13 protein-coding genes and 1 tRNA gene are annotated in these 18,317 nt (G+C 42.0%); 12 read left to right on the top strand and 2 right to left on the bottom strand.

The features are described from left to right. Window positions 1-36: 36 nt before the first annotated feature. Entirely contained in the window at window positions 37-1,497 is a 1,461-nt protein-coding gene (cysS, locus tag ACT3QN_RS11680) for a cysteine--tRNA ligase (protein WP_444523515.1), read from the bottom strand. A gap of 230 nt (window positions 1,498-1,727) precedes the next feature. Between cysS and ACT3QN_RS11685 the strand changes: the two genes are divergently transcribed. After that, complete coding sequence (locus tag ACT3QN_RS11685) at window positions 1,728-2,324, top strand: cob(I)yrinic acid a,c-diamide adenosyltransferase (protein WP_444523514.1); 597 nt, start codon at window positions 1,728-1,730, stop codon at window positions 2,322-2,324. Window positions 2,325-2,503: 179 nt separating this feature from the next. Here the strand turns inward: ACT3QN_RS11685 and ACT3QN_RS11690 are convergent, their stop codons facing one another. Beyond that, window positions 2,504-3,433 carry a hypothetical protein gene (locus tag ACT3QN_RS11690; RefSeq protein ID WP_444523513.1) on the bottom strand — a complete coding sequence of 310 codons (930 nt, stop codon included), beginning with the start codon at window positions 3,431-3,433 and terminating at the stop codon, window positions 2,504-2,506. A 333-nt stretch (window positions 3,434-3,766) separates the two neighbouring features. Here ACT3QN_RS11690 and ACT3QN_RS11695 point away from each other — a divergent pair, with 333 nt between their 5' ends. From ACT3QN_RS11695 to ACT3QN_RS11745, 11 genes are all read left to right on the top strand, one after another. Then, window positions 3,767-4,495: a glycerophosphodiester phosphodiesterase gene (locus tag ACT3QN_RS11695; protein WP_444523512.1), complete on the top strand. Its 729-nt coding sequence runs from the start codon at window positions 3,767-3,769 to the stop codon at window positions 4,493-4,495. 471 nt (window positions 4,496-4,966) lie between these two features. Beyond that, window positions 4,967-6,145 carry an acyl-CoA desaturase gene (locus ACT3QN_RS11700; protein WP_444523544.1) on the top strand — a complete coding sequence of 393 codons (1,179 nt, stop codon included), beginning with the start codon at window positions 4,967-4,969 and terminating at the stop codon, window positions 6,143-6,145. A 334-nt stretch (window positions 6,146-6,479) separates the two neighbouring features. Next, window positions 6,480-7,946, top strand: a complete 1,467-nt coding sequence (locus ACT3QN_RS11705; RefSeq protein ID WP_444523511.1) for a protein adenylyltransferase SelO — start codon at window positions 6,480-6,482, stop codon at window positions 7,944-7,946. 350 nt (window positions 7,947-8,296) lie between these two features. Beyond that, on the top strand, window positions 8,297-10,615 hold the full coding sequence (locus ACT3QN_RS11710; RefSeq protein ID WP_444523510.1) for an NADP-dependent malic enzyme: 2,319 nt from the start codon (window positions 8,297-8,299) through the stop codon (window positions 10,613-10,615). 169 nt (window positions 10,616-10,784) lie between these two features. Then, complete coding sequence (locus tag ACT3QN_RS11715) at window positions 10,785-11,966, top strand: tRNA nucleotidyltransferase (RefSeq protein WP_444520865.1); 1,182 nt, start codon at window positions 10,785-10,787, stop codon at window positions 11,964-11,966. Window positions 11,967-12,003: 37 nt separating this feature from the next. Beyond that, window positions 12,004-12,816 (top strand): pteridine reductase, encoded by an 813-nt coding sequence (locus ACT3QN_RS11720; RefSeq protein ID WP_444523509.1) that lies wholly within the window; start codon window positions 12,004-12,006, stop codon window positions 12,814-12,816. Between the two features lie 94 nt (window positions 12,817-12,910). Beyond that, a tRNA-Ile gene (locus ACT3QN_RS11725) sits at window positions 12,911-12,987 on the top strand. Between the two features lie 149 nt (window positions 12,988-13,136). Continuing rightward, the gene (locus tag ACT3QN_RS11730) at window positions 13,137-14,333 is read left to right on the top strand and encodes a tyrosine-type recombinase/integrase (protein WP_289057225.1); all 1,197 of its coding nucleotides are present in this window, start codon (window positions 13,137-13,139) and stop codon (window positions 14,331-14,333) included. Window positions 14,334-14,349: 16 nt separating this feature from the next. Beyond that, window positions 14,350-15,285: a hypothetical protein gene (locus ACT3QN_RS11735; RefSeq protein ID WP_289057227.1), complete on the top strand. Its 936-nt coding sequence runs from the start codon at window positions 14,350-14,352 to the stop codon at window positions 15,283-15,285. 112 nt (window positions 15,286-15,397) lie between these two features. Then, window positions 15,398-15,667 carry a helix-turn-helix transcriptional regulator gene (locus tag ACT3QN_RS11740; protein WP_444529217.1) on the top strand — a complete coding sequence of 90 codons (270 nt, stop codon included), beginning with the start codon at window positions 15,398-15,400 and terminating at the stop codon, window positions 15,665-15,667. After that, the gene (locus ACT3QN_RS11745; RefSeq protein WP_444529218.1) at window positions 15,660-17,930 is read left to right on the top strand and encodes a YfjI family protein; all 2,271 of its coding nucleotides are present in this window, start codon (window positions 15,660-15,662) and stop codon (window positions 17,928-17,930) included. The genes ACT3QN_RS11740 and ACT3QN_RS11745 overlap by 8 nt, the downstream gene beginning before the upstream one ends. Window positions 17,931-18,317 lie beyond the last annotated feature (387 nt).

Consider the following 18,317-nt stretch of genomic DNA (forward strand, 5'->3'; position numbering starts at 1 on the left):
ATACCTATGATCGGTAAATAGTAGATAAAAATTATCTTAAGCGCGGCGCCATGTCGTGCCAGCACGGCTGTCTTCTAGCTCAATGCCAGCAGCTTTTAGTTGCTCACGTATTTCATCAGCACGGGCAAAGTTCTTATTGGTTTTCGCATCTGCACGTTCAATGATCAAATTATCAATAACGGCATCCGTTAGACCGTTTTCCGTTTGCTCACCTACCACTGCTTGCAAAAACTGCTGCACTGGCTGCTGTAAAATGTTTAATACCTGCGCTAATGCTTTTAGCTGCTGTGCCAATTGCCATGCGGTATCGACGTCTTCTACTTTGATAGCTTTATTGATATCACGAGCCAATCCAAATAGTACGCTGATAGCCGTCGAACTATTGAAGTCATCATTCATCGCTTTAATGAAGTCTTGTCCAGCTGAGCTGTTGTAAGCTTCAGCCACTAAGTCTTCATTGATTACGATTGACTGTCCTTTTTGCTGCTCAGCCAATTTCAACGCATTGTATAATCTACTTAAGCTATTATGCGCTTCATCTAATGCGCTGTCAGAGAAGTTGACTTGACTGCGATAATGGCTCGACAATAAGAAGAAACGCACTGTCTCAGGCAAATACTTTGCCATGACATCGCGAATGGTAAAAAAGTTACCCAATGATTTAGACATTTTTTCGCCATCGACATTGATAAAACCAACGTGCATCCAGTTGCGTGCATACTCACAACCAGTCGCCGCTTCAGACTGCGCGATTTCGTTTTCATGATGCGGGAACTGTAAGTCATGACCACCGCCATGAATATCAAAGGTACTACCTAAGCACTTAGTCGACATCGCTGAGCATTCAATATGCCAACCTGGTCGCCCTTGCCCCCATGGAGATGCCCACTGCGGCTCATCAGGTTTTGCGGCTTTCCATAATACAAAGTCAAATGGATTGCGTTTATCATTCTCAACCTCAACTCGCGAGCCTGCCTGCATATCGTCTAGATTACGCTTAGATAATTTGCCATAACCGTCAAAGCTATCAACAGCATAGTAAACATCACCGTTGTCGCCTGCGTACGCATAATTGCCAGTGACTAACGTCTCAATCATGTCCTGCATATCATCGATATGGTCAGTTGCGCGTGGCTCAGCATTTGGCATCTCGCAACCAAGCGCAGTCGCGTCTTCATGCATCGCTTCAATAAAGCGCTGCGTCAAGGTAGCAATCTCTTCACCATTTTCAGCGGCACGAGCAATGATTTTATCATCGATATCAGTGATATTACGTACGTAGTTCACGTCATAACCCAAGCGCGCCAACCAACGAGTGGCCATATCAAAGCCAACCATCACTCGCGCATGACCAATATGACAATAGTCATAAACGGTCATACCGCACACATACATACCAACCTGCCCTGCTTTGAGTGGTACAAACTGACGCTTGCTACCAGTCAATGAATCGTAAATGGCAAGTTGGGACATCGCATCTGCAAGTGGTGTGGTCATAGTAAAAAAGCCTTGTAACGTAAATAAAATAGAGAAATGTGAAAACTCAGCCGACGTGTATGAATAAGCCATATCAACGACTGTGACTATAAATCAAAAAAATAAAAATTCAGACTAGAAATATCGTGATATAAAACGTAACCCATTATCTTAGCGAAAACAGGCGTAAAATACTACAATGAGCGTGCAACTAACGCTATTCAATCATAAAAAATGTTGAGGATGTAAAGATGGGCAATCGTTTGAGCAAAATATATACACGTACTGGAGATGACGGTAGCACTGGTATGGCTGATGGCAGCCGACTTAGTAAAGCGGACAATCTATTTAGTGTCATGGGTGACGTCGATGAGCTCAACTCACACATTGGCCTAGTACGCGCGCAATTAAAGCATAACAAAGGGCAATCTATAGAAAAAGCGTTTTCTGAATCCTTGGTCATCATTCAGCACTTGCTATTCAATATAGGTGGCGAGCTTGCCATGCCAGAGTATGAAGGAGTCAATACCACTCATATTGGATGGTTAGAGCAGCAAACAGATATGATGAACACGGCATTGCCGCCGCTAAAAGACTTTATTTTGCCAACAGGTTCTATACTAGTGAGTCAATTACACGTAGCCCGTAGTGTGTGTCGCCGTGCTGAACGCCAAGCCGTATCATTGAAACAACAACGTCCAGACGCGATTCGTCATACAGCAGTGAGCTTTATTAATCGCTTATCTGATTGGTTGTTTGTCGCTGCGCGCTTCTGTACGGATCCAGAAAAAGTCTCTGAGGTATTGTGGGACAGTCAAGCTTTAAAAACGTTCACTGACAGTCAATAATACTGTCAACCCGTTATAGTCTTTAACCAAACAAACTAAATATAGTCAATCCACTATGTTTATTATTAATCAGTATAAACGTACAAAACCCCCGCGACATTGATGGCGCGGGGGTTTTACTATTCAACGATAGTAATTAGTTCTACTAGTTAATTGCTAACGCTTATTACAGTGGCACATTAATAAGTAGCACTATCATCTTCAATGATAACCATATCGATAGTTTCATCTTTAGGTACTACTTTTGGTGTGGCAGGCTTGCTAGACTCAGCTGCTGCTTGGTTATTTTCAGACGAACTGCTCTGACTTTCAGCAGGCTTATTGATAGTTGGCGGCGGCGTAGGTTCAATCGGACGAATTGGCTCAACTGGCGTTACGGTTCTTGGCTGACGGGTTGGTGCTGTTTGATCCGTATCATTGTTCTGTTGTGCTGCGCGGCGCTCAGCAGCACGCTGTTCATCCATTGCAGCCTTAAATACAGAACCTGCCATCACATCTGCCACGACAGTAAGCAAAGCAGGTTGACCCGCAATGCGCGTACGCACTTGACCGCCTTGAGTTCCGACGATATACGTGAAAGCGTCATCAACAAGCATGTTGTTATTGATGCGAATGTTGTCTTGCGCTAAACGCGACTGTAAGCTTGGCTGGTTATTTGCGGCTTGTACCTGACTGGCTTGATACAAATCTTCGCTTGGCAACGTCATGCTAACACTGGCTTGGCAGGTAGTCATACCGTTATCATTGGCTTGTTGTAAGATAGCAGCGTTTTGGATGTCGATGACAACGCCATCTATTTTTTCGCTGACCACACCATTTGCTAAACTGATTTCAGCATCATTTGCATAATTGGCAGCTAACGACTGTGCTTGTTGAGTGAGCGTGTTTTTTAGAGCTGACTTAAGACGATCTTGTACCATAGGGTCATCACAAGTAACTGCAGGCGCAACGTTATTTTCAGCATCGACAGTCTCTTGTTCTGTTAGCTCTGCCTGCTCAGTAGTATCTTCTTTATCTGAGCGGTCACAGCCTGCAAGCGCCAAACCACATACCAACCCAATCCCAGCGACTTTATGCCACTTGCTCAAACTTATACTTGCTACGCTCATACTAACTCTACTCCCAATTTACAGGTTCGTACCGCCACTGACTGACAATGTTCAATATTTAAATCTCAATGCTAGCTGCTATAGACATGAAAACCACATCATTATACGGTGTTTACATCAAATGGTCATTATTGTAGCCCATGCACACACAAATAGAGCCCCTCATAGTGGAAAAAACCTGCGTTTGGTTGCAAAAACATAACAAACATTGGCAATGTTTGGTTCTAAACGGTCATATTTAAAAAATTACAAATTGCTTTACAGTTTTCATTAGACGTTACTTATATGACGCTATATTATTGGGCATAAAAAAAACATCAGTAGATGGTGCATATGATAAATTTTAGAGATACGTTGTTACTGGGTCACCGAGGTGCGCGCGGTGAGGCATTAGAAAACACTTTTTCAGGCTTTCAGCATTCTCAAAACCTTAAGAAAAAAGGCTTGGCAGGCGTAGAGTTTGATATACAGCTAAATGCGGACGGTCACTTAATCGTATTTCATGACGACGATCTAGAGCGGATGTGCGGTCGACAATCGCGTCTTGATCAGTTACAACTGACAGAAATTCAATGCCAGTTGCAGTTTGGTCAACCTATCATGACGCTCGCAAGCATTGCGCCTGCGCTCAGTGGATTTAACGTTATTGAGCTTGAGATTAAGACGCATGGCCGTACCAATTATGCAGTACTGATCAGAGCACTTCAGCAGGCATTCATTGATACACCTCTTGCTAGCTTACCCGTTGTGTTGACGAGCTTCGATGTAGAGCTACATAACCGCTTACAGCGTCACAAATTACTATCTCGTATGCCTCGTGGGCTGCTTATTCGAACTTCACAAGCATTAGCAAACGCTACTAATACAGCGTTGCAACTCGGCTGTATTCAGCTGGGTATCTATCATCCTCTTTTAACACAAGCTGTTATCAAACATAGTCACCGTTATGGATTACCAGTAAGTGCTTGGACGGTTAATGATATTCCTACCATTGAGCAGCTTATAAAATGGGAAACCGACGTTATCATTACAGATTTTCCAAGTCATCTACTGTTGCCTTGAGCTATCTATCCGTAGTTTTTTGATATTTAATCATTTTTTCGATGACCCTACTCTTTCCTACATATTTATCCTCTTTGTTACACTTTTCCTTCATGCCTGACAAGTCACTCGTATTTTTGACCGATACATTCTATAATCCATACAAGTTATTGTTATTTAGCAATATTTTTATAGTGTATAAGTGTTCACTTTATACGCTTTTTAAGGTACTATGGAGACTTAAATTAATACCGTTAGGGATATTATATGATTGCAAAAAAAGCACTTGGCTTACCGCTTAAAGGCTTACGTTTCGCTATCAAATCTGGCGACACAATTGTGAAGACTGCCAGCACTCAAGTAACGCGTTTTAAAACTCGTTTTGATGAGAAAAAAGCGCAAATGGCTCTTGATGAGCAGCCTGTTGCAAAACGCAATTATGCTAAAGCTTCTGAGCAAGCAGATCTTTCGACGAAAGAGCAAAGCATTGATATGCGTGAGTTTGAGTTTACCAAAGCACCGATTAACTGGATTCCAGCGACTATTTTGGTAGCGACGCCAATTGCTGCTGCTATCATTACGCCATGGTACTTATTCACTCATGAAGTAAGCGCACCTGTCTGGGGCGTATTTGGTGCCTTTATGGTATGGACTGGTATGAGCATTACAGCAGGCTATCATCGCTTGCTTGCACACCGTGCGTACAAAGCTCATCCAATTGTAAGAAATTTTTTGTTGTTAGGTTCTACCTTAGCGGTACAGGGCTCTGCGTTTGACTGGGTTGCAGGCCACCGTGTCCATCATCGTCATGTAGATGATCGTTTGGATGATCCGTATTCAGCGAAACGCGGATTTTGGTTCAGTCATATTGGTTGGATGCTACGTAACTACCCTAGCGGCAAGTTCGATTACAAAAATATTCCCGACTTGACTAAAGATAGAGTCTTACAGATTCAGCACAAGTACTATGGCCTGTGGGTCGTTGCTATGAACGTTGGTATGGTTGCCGCTATTGGTTGGTTGATTGGTGATATCTGGGGCACATTAGTTATTGCAGGCCTATTGCGCCTAGTATTGACGCATCATTTTACGTTCTTTATCAATTCATTGTGCCATATGCTTGGTACTCGCCCTTATACTGATACCAATACGGCCCGTGACAACTTCTTTTTGGCTATCTTTACATGGGGTGAGGGTTATCATAACTACCATCACTTCTTCCAATACGATTATCGTAACGGTGTAAAATGGTGGCAATATGATCCAACCAAATGGTTGATTGCTGGTCTATCAAAAATTGGTCTGGCTTCTGAGCTGCGTACAGTGGATGATACAACTATCAAACATGCAGAAGTACAAATGCAATTTAAGAAAGCTCAGCAGCAAATCGATACAGCAACAGTAGGTGGCATTGATATTCCTCATGCAATGAAGAGCTTCCAAGATCGTATTAAGTTCGAATATGATGCCTTTACGCAAACTGTTGAAGAATGGCAGGCGCTTAAAGCCAAAACTATTGAGCTTAAAAAGACAGAGTTCGCCGATCGTTTGCATGAAGCTGATGACAAGCTAAAGCACGACTATGCCAAGATTGAGCAAAAAATCCTTGAGCATAACAGCAACTTAAAGACTGCTTTTCGTTCTATTGGTGCAAGCGAAAAAGCTGCTTAATCAATCTTTGATTTACTTTATGATTTTGAAGCTTCTCCATCCCCTTATCTGTCCTAGGTAAGGGGATTTTTTTGCTCATAATTTATCATTTATGTCATTACGCCGATTTCTAATAAATCTATCATCATAGTAAATGGTCAAATATATAGGATAATGCGTTGTAAACTCTAATCTAAGAACGGTGGCAATCTGGTCCTTCAACTTCAACCTATCGGAGACCGATAACTCCATTTTTAGCTAGATATTACAAGAGATGGACAGAGTGCAACGATGCCATATGAGAGCTGTGCTATAGTGACATTCTCACTTTTATATTTTAATGGAAACGGCCTGTATGCGTTATCAGAACACTTATGTCAACCTAGACACGCGCCTTTATCATGAGCAGCCACCTATGCCACTAGACAACCCTCGTGCTGGTCACTTCAATACTCAAGTTGCTCAGCAATTAGGCTGGGCAAATGATGATGAGTTGATGACTAATTGGGTTGAGATATTAGGTGGTCAATACGTGCCAGCTGACTTTAAACCGCTATCGATGGCCTATGCTGGTCATCAATTTGGACAATGGGCTGGGCAATTAGGCGACGGTCGCGGTCTACTGATGGCACAAGTACTCGACAACGATGAACAGCCACAAGACTTGCACCTCAAAGGCGCTGGCTTGACGCCCTACTCACGCATGGGTGATGGACGAGCAGTCCTGCGTAGTACCATTCGCGAGTACCTGTGTGGTCATGCACTGACTCAGCTTGGCATCCCCTCGTCTAACGCTTTGGGGTTTGTGGTATCTGATACGAGAGTGCGCCGTGAGCGTATCGAAGCAGGTGCAGCGTTGATGCGTGTGGCGGACAGTCACATTCGTCTCGGTCATGTGGAGTGGATTGCTAGCTTTGCACCTGATTTACTCAGTGAATTTACCGATTATATGATTGATACCTATTACCCAGAGTGTCGCGATAATGAGCAATCTGTAGCAGCGTTTTTGACTGCTGTGGTTGAGCGTACCGCGCGAATGATTGCTGATTGGCAATTGATTGGCTTTGCCCATGGTGTGATGAATACAGATAATCTATCTATCACAGGCAGTACGTTGGATTTCGGTCCGTTTGGCTTTATGGAGCGCTTCAACCCTGCATGGATTAATAACCACTCTGACCACACTGGTCGCTATGCCTATCAAAACCAGCCTGCTATTGGACATTGGAATTTAAACGTTTGGCTGCCACACTTTATGCGCTTAGACGGTGTTTCTCGTGAGACGCTTTCTGAATGTTTAGCACCTTACGAAGCAACTTTTATGCAGCACTATCAGCAAGGTCTGTGCCGCAAGCTTGGCCTACCGCATCAAAAAGAGAGTCTCAGCCTAGCCTTTGAATGGTTGACGCTATTAGAAGATAACTTGCTCGATTATACCAATAGCTTCCGCGCCCTACTCGGTTTAGTCGCACCAGCAGATCACCCTTATGAGCAAACGCTACTGACTACCATGACCACTGAGTTAAACAGTGATGCACAGCAAGTATGGCAAGACTGGTCAACACGTTATCTTGCTAGTACTGAGCAACTGCCACTTGAGCAAGTAATCAGTGACATGAAGACCAACAATCCTGTCTATGTCTTACGTAATAGTATGGCGCAACGTGCAATTACTGCCGCAGAGCAAGGTCAGTTTGAAGAAGTTGATCGAGTGTTTCGATTATTGGCCAATCCTTACAGCGTACAAGATATCGCAGTCGACTTAGATACTAATGCACCTGCAGCTGATACACCGCAGATGCCTATTAGCTGCTCGTCTTAGCATCTTTCAACTCTGTAATATTTTGAAACATTATGAAATTAAGGTTGATATCTGACCACATTTTTTGGCATTATCAACGAGATAAATAACGGATATCATTTTATTATATTATTCGCACAATTTGCTGTTGTTGACTAGGCAGTGAATTATCAATAGTGCTAGAATGAATATTTTAGCCAGTTTGCTTTTTTGATTTGATCTTCGATCGCAGACCATGATTCTGGTGGTCATAAGTCGTTTAACGTCTTTGTACCTTTTAATTGTTATCATTCAATGATTTTTAGAGGGTTAGACGTTATTTTTTATCACCATTTAATTTATTCCAATTTATTCCAACCATGGCAATTATTATGAATGACGATACCACTTCGAATACGGATAACCTCAGTACAGAAAAAGAGCAGTTTGAACAAGCTGCCCTACATTACCATGAGTTTCCACGCCCAGGTAAAATTTCAGTAACCCCTACTAAGCAGCTAGCCAACCAACGCGATTTAGCGCTTGCCTACTCTCCAGGCGTTGCGGTACCTTGTCTTGAGATCCAAAAGGATCCAAAGCTTGCTTCTAAATACACAGCACGTAACAACTTAGTTGGTGTGATCACTAACGGTACGGCTGTACTGGGTCTGGGCAATATCGGTCCATTGGCGTCAAAACCAGTTATGGAAGGTAAAGGCGTCCTATTCAAGAAGTTTGCAGGTATCGACGTTTTTGATATTGAGATTGCTCAAAATGATCCAGATAAGTTCATCGAAGCGGTCGCCTCACTTGAGCCTACCTTTGGTGGTATCAACCTAGAAGATATTAAAGCACCAGAATGTTTCAAAATTGAGCGTGTGCTACGTGAGCGCATGAACATTCCTGTATTCCATGATGACCAACATGGTACGTCAATCATCGTTGCCGCAGCGATGCTAAACGCTTTGTTGATTACTGGTAAAAAAATCGAAGAGATTAAAATTGTTTGTTCAGGTGCAGGTGCAGCAGCTATTTCTTGCTTAGATATTATTTGCGCACTTGGTGTTAATAAGAACAACATCATTGTTTCGGACTCACGCGGTATCATCAGTACTAGCCGTGAAAACCTTGATGAAACCAAACAACGTTATGCTCGTGATACCACGGCTACTTCTATCGAAGAAGTAATGGACGATGTTGATATGTTCCTAGGCTTATCAATGCCAGGTACGCTATCAGAAGATATGGTTCGCCGTATGGCAAAAGACCCCATCGTCTTTGCACTTGCTAACCCAACACCTGAAATCATGCCAGAGTTGGCACATGCGGTACGTCCAGACGTCATTATGGCAACCGGTCGTTCAGACTATCCAAACCAAGTAAACAACGCGCTATGCTTCCCATATATTTTCCGCGGTGCATTAGACGTTGGTGCGACTACTGTCAACGAAGAGATGAAAGTCGCTTGCGTAAAAGCAATCGCTGCGATGGCACATGTTGAAGCAACGCCAACGACCAGCGCTAGAAACATTGAAAAAATGCAAAGTTTTGGGCGTGACTACCTAATTCCAGGCCCTCTAGAGCCAAACCTAATTATTGAAATTGCATCTGCTGTCGCCAAAGCAGCAATGGATTCAGGCGTTGCTACTCTACCTATCGATGACATGCAAGTATATCGTCAGCGTCTATCAGAGTTTGTTTACAACTCAGCGTTTGTCATGAAGCCAATCTTTGCTCGTGCAAAATCTGCTCCAAAACGTATTGTTTACTGTGAAGGTGAAGACAACAATATCCTACTTGCTGTGCAAGTGGTTGTTGATGAAAAACTGGCAGACCCTATTCTGGTTGGTCGTCCTTCAGTCATTGCAGCGAATATCGAAAAACTGGGCTTGCGTCTCAAAGATGGCGAGAATATTACCATTGTCAACGTTGATGATGATCCACGCTACAAAGACTACTGGCAGGGCTACTACGAGAAAAATAAACGCCGCGGTGTGAGTATTGAGCTTGCGCGTCGTGATGTGCGCCGTAAGACGACTTTGATTGGTTCTTTACTGGTCGAAAACGGTGCGGCTGATGGTATGGTATGTGGTACATTTGGTCATTATCAATTGCACTTAAAATATGTTGAAAGTGTCATTGGTAAAAAAGAAGATATGAACGATTTTTATGCGATGAATGCTGTACTCATGCAAGATCGTAATATTTTCATTGCGGATACTTATATCCACGAAGATCCAACTGCTGAACAATTGGCTGAAATGACAGTCTTAGCAGCTGAGCAATTACGTCGCTTTGGCATTACTCCACGTGTCGCGCTAGTGTCTCATTCTAACTTTGGTGCTTCAGATCGCGTTAGCGCTGTCAAAATGCGCAAGGTATATCAGCTACTAACAGATATGAATGTCGACTTTGAGTTCGATGGTGAGATACAAGGTGATGCCGCGCTAAATGAGAGTATTCGTCTCAATCATATGCCATCAAGCCCACTAAAAGGTGCAGCAAACCTGCTCATCCTACCAACACTCGATGCTTCAAACATCGCCTTCAACTTGCTTAAAACAGCTACTAGCAGTGCTTCTATTGGACCTATCTTATTAGGTACTAACAAGCCGGTACATATTTTGACGCCATCAGCGACAGCACGTGGTATCGTCAATATGACCGCTCTGGCCGTCACTGAAGCTCAAGACCTAGAAAACGAAAAATAGTCATATATCATACATAGTGTGACTGCACGATTAAGAAGGGCTCTGTCATCCATTGACAGAGCCCTTCTGCTATACTAAAACCAGTCAATGCAACTTATAAAGCATTGGCTGTTTTTTTGACTCATAAAAATTGAGCTGATGATATAAAACTAAATAATAAGAGGCTTCTATGCAAATTTATCTTGTGGGCGGTGCTGTACGCGATCGACTACTCAAGCGTCCTATTAAGGACAAGGACTTCGTCGTCGTTGGTGCTACGGTTGCAGAGATGATTGATGCAGGGTTTCAACAAGTTGGGGCAGACTTCCCTGTGTTTTTGCATCCGACCAGTCATGAAGAGTATGCATTAGCACGTACAGAGCGCAAGCAAGGCTCAGGCTACAAAGGTTTTAGCGTACATGCCAGTCCTGATGTTAGTCTAAAGGATGATTTGCGCCGTCGTGATTTAACGATCAATGCGATGGCAATTGAAGTTACCAGCTTAACCGATGACACTCCCATTAACGGACAAGTCATCGACTATTATGGCGGACTACAAGACTTAAAAAGCAAGACGTTGCGTCATGTGTCCACTGCTTTCAGCGAAGACCCATTACGTGTACTTCGAACAGTACGCTTCTATAGCCGTTACTACGACTTGGGCTTTACCATTGCGAATGACACTTTGGTGTTAATGCGTCAGCTAGTCGATTCAGAAGAGCTTTCTCATTTGAGTGCAGAGCGTATCTGGCAAGAATCAAGCCGTGCAACTCTGCAACTATCACCGCAAGTCTATTGGCAAAAACTATTTGAAATTGGTGCACTGACAGAGTATTTCGCGCCCTTGCATCATGCTTGGAATGATGTTCATATAAGGGAAACGGTGCAGACAGCGTTATATTTTACAGGTCAGATGCAGCTGAGTTTATCGCAGCGTTGGGCACTACTAATGACTAGCTTAATCCCATCATTATTTAATAGCGAAAACTTTGAGTCTACTTTTAACCTATCAACTGCTATAAAAAGTATTAATACTATCGGTAATAAAGCCAAAGTCCCGAAAACACATACGCAGTTCGCGACTTTATTCGTTCAACAGGCTGAAAAATTAAGCGCAATAAATAGTATAAGTGCAGCTGAAAAAATCGATCTAATCCAAACCTGCGGTGCGCATAAGGAACCTGATAAGCTCTCTCAATTACTGGTATGCAGTCATGTCTTACAACTGGCCACACAGCATCGTCAAATGATGCTCGCACTCAATAGCTTCCACGCTATCGGTATGTCCGATATTGATCCAGACCTCAAAGGTCCAGCCATTGGTGCCGCCTTACGCCAAAGTAGGATTGAACACTTGCAAGCGCAACAATGATATAGACAAGCACCCTAGAGAAAAAAGTAGTATTGCGATGAACCAAAAAACTAATGTCTGCCACGCAGAAAACACAAGTAACCAAACGCCCGTGATGCTGGTCACAGGTAGTGCTAGGCGCATTGGGGCGGCTATTGTTAAAGCGGCTCATAGTCAAGGTTACCGCGTTATCATCCATTGTCACCGTAGTGAACAAGATGCGGATAACTTAGCTAATCAGTTAAACGACATCCGTGCTAATAGTGCAAAAGTTATCGTGGCTGACTTAACGATAGTCAACGATGAGACGGCTTTAGACAGCCTTGTTAAAAATATCATAGAGTCATTTGGACAGCTTGATGTGCTGGTGCATAATGCCTCGCGGTTTTACCCTAGCCCGCTCGGTAGTATCGATCGCGCACAGTGGGATGAGTTATTTTTAACCAATGCCAAAGCCCCTTTATTACTAAGCCAAGCGTTACTGCCATATCTTAAGCAGCGACAAGGCTGTATTGTCAGTTTATTGGACATACATGCTCATGATAGGCCGTTTAGCAATTATACTGTCTATAACATGGCAAAGGCTGCTCATCGAATGATGGTGCAGTCGCTAGCGCTAGAGATGGCGCCAGAAGTGCGTGTCAACGGGGTTGCACCTGGGGTCAATATTTTACCTGACCCTACTAGCGACCAAGCTATTGATAACGAGCAACAACAAAATATCATCGATGCCATACCCATGCGGCGCATAGGCCAACCTGACGAAATTGCTCATAGTGTGCTATATCTTGTGCAGGCAAATTATGTCACTGGCGAGATCATTACAATCGATGGAGGCCGTAGTCTGACCTTAGCTGGTAGTCAGTTTTGATAAAAAATAGCATGTCAGTAAAAATATCTTTATTACTACTCATTTTCTACTTGAAAAATTAAAAAAATCAGGTATCATTGTGCGTCTAACGTTAGGGCCCATAGCTCAGTTGGTTAGAGCAGAGGACTCATAATCCTTTGGTCGTAGGTTCAAGTCCTACTGGGCCCACCACATTTTGAATCAGGCTTGTTCGCAGCGATGCGGCAAGCCTTTTTTTATGGGGTTTCACAGTATTTAAGAATACCTTGGTGTATGGCGAACCATATAGAATATTGGTATATTTGTTGGTATAGATTATACCAATGCGGAGATATACCAACATGCCATTAACTCATACTACAATTAACAAACTAACTCCAAGTGAAAAATGCACCCCTAGCCGGCCCGATAAACACAGTGATGGTGACGGTCTGCAGCTGTGGGTAAGACATACTGGAAACAAAGTCTGGGTCAGCGCTTATCGCTGGCAAGGAAAGCAGCAGTCACTCACTTTAGGTAAATACCCAGTAATTACATTACAACAAGCACGCCAGCGTAACCTAGAAATAAAGCAGCTTATTAGTGAAGGTATTAACCCAAAAGACAAGAAAAAAGAAAAGCGCGCTGAGCAAGATGGCTCGAGGCTTTTTGATAGTATTGCACAGACTTGGTATGCAGACCGTAAAACCTTTTTAGCGCCAAGTACGTTTAGTCGCAACTATTCAGCTTACATACGTGACGTTAAGCCAGTTATCGGTCATAAACTAATCGACGACATTACATCGCCTGATATTTTGACGATTGGTAAAAGTATCGAGGCACGCGGCGCTAATGAAATGGCTCGCCGCATAATGGCAGAGGTTGGACAAATATTTAAACATGCTATTCGCACCGGCATGGCCACATCAAACCCTGCAGCAGACTTATCGGGAGCTATTAAACCACATAAAACGAAAAATCATAGCCGCATTACATCAAAAGAGTTACCTCAGCTTTTAAGTGACATTGATAACTACACTGGCCATATCCCAGTCAAACTAGGTCTATGGTTCCTATGCTACACGTTCGTGCGTACTAATGAGCTTAGATTCATGGAATGGGCAGAAATTGACTGGAACGATAAAGTTTGGCGCATACCTGCAGATAAAATGAAAATGGATAGGCCTCATATTGTGCCTCTTGCTCCACAAGTTATAGATATATTAATGCAAATCAAAGAGCTAAATTTTTCTGATCAATATGTATTCTATAACCCATCCACTCGCAAGCCTTATAGTCAAAATGCTTTTATTAACGCGCTTTATCAGATGGGTTATAAATACAAAATGACGGGGCATGGTTTTCGGGGATTAGCTAGTACAACACTTCATGAACAGGGTTTTATGCACGAAGCGATTGAGTTACAGCTTGCACATGAACAAGAGAGCAAGATTAGTCGAGCTTATAATGGCGCTCAGCATTTAGACTATCGTAGAGACATGATGGATCAATGGGCTGATTTTATTCGTAATGCTATTAATAACAAAATTAACAACTAACAGAAGTAGAGGAGTTATGAATAACGAACTTAAAGAATTTTATACCCTAAGTGAATTAGAGGTATTATTGGCTGAAAATCTAGATATTGATACAAATAATACAGAAGAGTTAAATGAAATTATTTTCCACTTAGTCTCAGATAATCATTTAGTACCTTTTTTAGAGTATAAAGGATTAGCGGGTATCGTAGAATCCGTCATACCTCTCGCTTCATTTGAAATCACTGAGACTCTTCTTGATGCTCTAGAAAAACCCGAATCTAGTAGCAATAAGAAAGAACTTTATCACCTATATGAATATAGTCCTACTATAAGCTCTATAAAAAATCTCATTAAGACGTTTGAACACGGCTATTGTACTAAACCACCACGTGAAGAAAATAAAACTCATGCCATTTTTAGATTATCGCCTTTGTGTATTCTGAATACTCCACAAGGAATACAAGTTGAGCTTGGATTTACTAAACCAGTTGCTCATATAAAGCGGTTTATTGATGACCCCATAGAAAACAATGAATATGAGTTTTTGGGATATCAACTGTACCCTTCTGACCAAGTTAACACTCCAAGATTAAATATAAACGAAACTTGTAAATTGCTATTTGATAGACTGAACGTTGAGTGCTTATTCAAAGCAATAAACACTCAGCACAAAATATCTGATAATATTTCTTCATTAAGTATAGTAGAACAAAATAATAAAAGCACTAGGAGCCAGGACTCTAAATTAATTGCTGTAATGGCTATCATGCTTTCTAAAAAATCCTCACAGTTTAAGTATGGTAACAAACCTAATAAATCAGCTATAAAAAGAGAAATTAAAAAACTTACTGATGAATTGCAAATTGACCATGCACATACTTATGGGCTTGAAGCTCCTGATCAGCGTATTAAACAATGCCTAGAAGAATTTTCAGAATTCTTTTTTACAACTAATGATTCTAAACATTAAAATAGATTGAAGGTTCAATCTATCTTTTCAACCTTCAACCTTCCTACAACTTATATAACTATCATTCTATCCATACCGTGACATCCCGTCACGGCTCATATGGAGACATAGAATGTTAGAATCTGACACCCCCACTAAAACCCATAAGAACAAAGATTTAGCAAAACTATTGCCACTTCAAGGCATGTCACGCGCTAAAAACATCCTGCCACTTTTGCCATTTGGACGCACTACGCTTCATGAGTGGTCACGAGACGGTAGATTCCCTGCTAGTATTAGATTGTCGCCAACCATAGTGGCTTGGAAAAACTCTGAGGTTCTAGAGTGGCTAGAGCGCCAGAGCTTATATCCTTCTGATAGTCAGGAGGTGACTAATGACTAAATATATCAAAGAAAAAGCCTATGCTAGCGGCATAGGCTTATCTCAATATATGGCTGACTTCTTACCCGCTACGTTTGCAGACGTAGCAGATAACGAAGTTCTAGCAACTCTAATCAATACTCATGAAAATACTGATATCTATAAACTACACTGTAATATTACCATTTTTTCTGGACAACTAGAAGGGCAAATACAACTTGGCACTGCTGGTACGCTGGGGCTATTAATGTACAATAGCAAAGCCCAAACAGTCAATCTTGCCAGCATACCTCTAGATGGTAAGGGAGCACCCTTCATAGCAGACACAGCCCAACCTAGCGCCTTCATATTAGGGGCTATGGGTTTTGATGATGTGATTATCGCTACTGATAACCTGACCGACGCCATAAACTGCTATACCGCTTATATAAGTGCTGATGTGTCAGTAACCGTTATAACCAGTATTGTGCCGAGCCTATTTAAACAGATGGTAGAAGAGTTTGAACAAGTAAGACACATAACCGTTATTGTGACCGCCTTACCAGCCGATAAACTCAAGCTAAAACAGCTTGAAGGTTTAAACGTAACTGCTATTGTCAGTGAGCATACGCCTATATATGAAGCCCTAAGTTATGGTGAAAGCTATAACGATCTAATAGCTGATGCTGACATTATTGACCTTAAAGGCGTAGGACACCCACAGCCCACACCGATAACCCAAACCTTACCACCCGTTAAAACTATTACCAGCGATATGCTACCCGAGACTTTATGGCGTTATACCGATAACCAAGCCCACAGGCTAAGCACACCACATGAATATATAGGCGTACCTTTAGTAATTGGACTAGCCAGTACCATAGGCACAAAGGTAAGCATATTTCCTAAGATGCTAGATGATTGGGAAACTATACCCAACCTATGGGGCGCTATTATTGGCAATCCATCAACTAAGAAAAGCCCTGCTCTATCTGCTGGCGTGAAGCCATTACATAACCTGACCTTTAAAGCGAAAGAGCAGTATGAACATTTTAAAAAAGAGTTTGCCACCCAAAAAGAGGTAAACGAATTTAAGACCAAAGCGGCTAGAGAAGAATTGAAAAAACTCGCTAAAGAGCAGGCAAAACAGGCAGACGACACCGAAAACCCTATAACAGATGATGATTTAAAGGCTAAAGCTCAAAGCATAGCAGAAGCCAGTGAAGCAGATGAAACAACGCCCATGCTAAAGCGTTATATCACTGATGATAGTACCTATCAAAAGTTAGGCGAACTACTAAGCCAAACCCATAACGGCTTACTGGTAGAACGTGACGAACTGACAGGCTTACTGGCAGCGCTTAAAGGTGAACAAAATGAACAAGCAAGAAACTTCTACTTAGAAGCCTATAACGGTACAGGCAGTAAGATAATGGATAGAGTGATGAGAGGATCAATATTCATTGAAAATCATTGCTTATCGGTAGTAGGTGGCATACAACCTGATAAATTAGAGCACTATCTATCTAACTCAATTAAGGGATTGGGTAACGATGGATTAATGCAACGCTTTCAATTATCTGTTTATCCTGACCATATCAAAGGCCGTAAAGAAAAAGATATAGCCGTCGATAAAGGAACACGCCAATCAGTATATGACTTGTTTGAGAATATAGACAATATGACTATAGGCGACTTTCTAAGGTATGGCGCTTGTGAGCCTGACCAATTTTGCAATAGGCCACATTACCGCTTTACTAAAGAAGCAGCCGAACACTTTTTACAATGGTATGACCACAACACTGCTAAAGCAGAAGCCAGTAATCACACCATCATAAGTGAACATCTAATGAAATACACTAAAACAGTACCATCATTAGCGCTTATCTTCCATTTAATAGACTGTATTGAGTATGACACTAACTTAGGTGGGGTAAGCCTAACTGCATTACAAACGGCTATTAAGTGGCAAAAAATGCTTGAAACTCATATGTATAGAATTTATAGCCTTGTTACTGATAGCGCAAATATTAAAGCGCATTATTTGAGTGAGAAAATACTGAAAGTTGCTGAAAAGGGAATTGACAAAACAGACATAACCGATTGGCTAACTCATGGCTTCACAGCTCGCCAGCTAATTCGCAGAGGTTGGAAGGGTCTCACGGCTACTGATGATGTGCTCAATGCATTAGAAGTGTTAATTGAACATGACTGGCTAACTTGGGAGAGTGTACCAAGTACTGGTAGAGGCGGACGACCAACCGAGCGCTACTACATCAACCCACGTGTAAGCGAGCTTTTATAGTTTCGTCAGTTATGTCAGTGCCATGTCTAGGCGTTATTGAAATAATAACACCTTTTTTAGGCTCAAATGATGGTTATGTCAGTTTTGACAGTACAGAATTATAGCGCTATTGAAAATTAATATTCTTTTTAATGTTTAAAAGACGGCATGATCATTTAAGAAGCCGATAACTTTTATCAGCTTAATACAAGCTTTATTCACAGTTGGCAGCAGTGAGCCGCCCCAACTATATCGGAGAGTGTTTTACTTGAGTCAAGCAGTAGTCCCTGATAGGATTAAACTATCATAATACCGCTTTTCAAACTCAAAATGTGGCAAATAAACAATCGTGCTATGCAGACGCTTCTTGTTGAACCAGCCTACACAGTCAAGCGTGAGCCCATCCCT

Source organism: Psychrobacter sp. AOP7-C1-14, from assembly GCF_052376135.1.
GTDB lineage: Bacteria > Pseudomonadota > Gammaproteobacteria > Pseudomonadales > Moraxellaceae > Psychrobacter.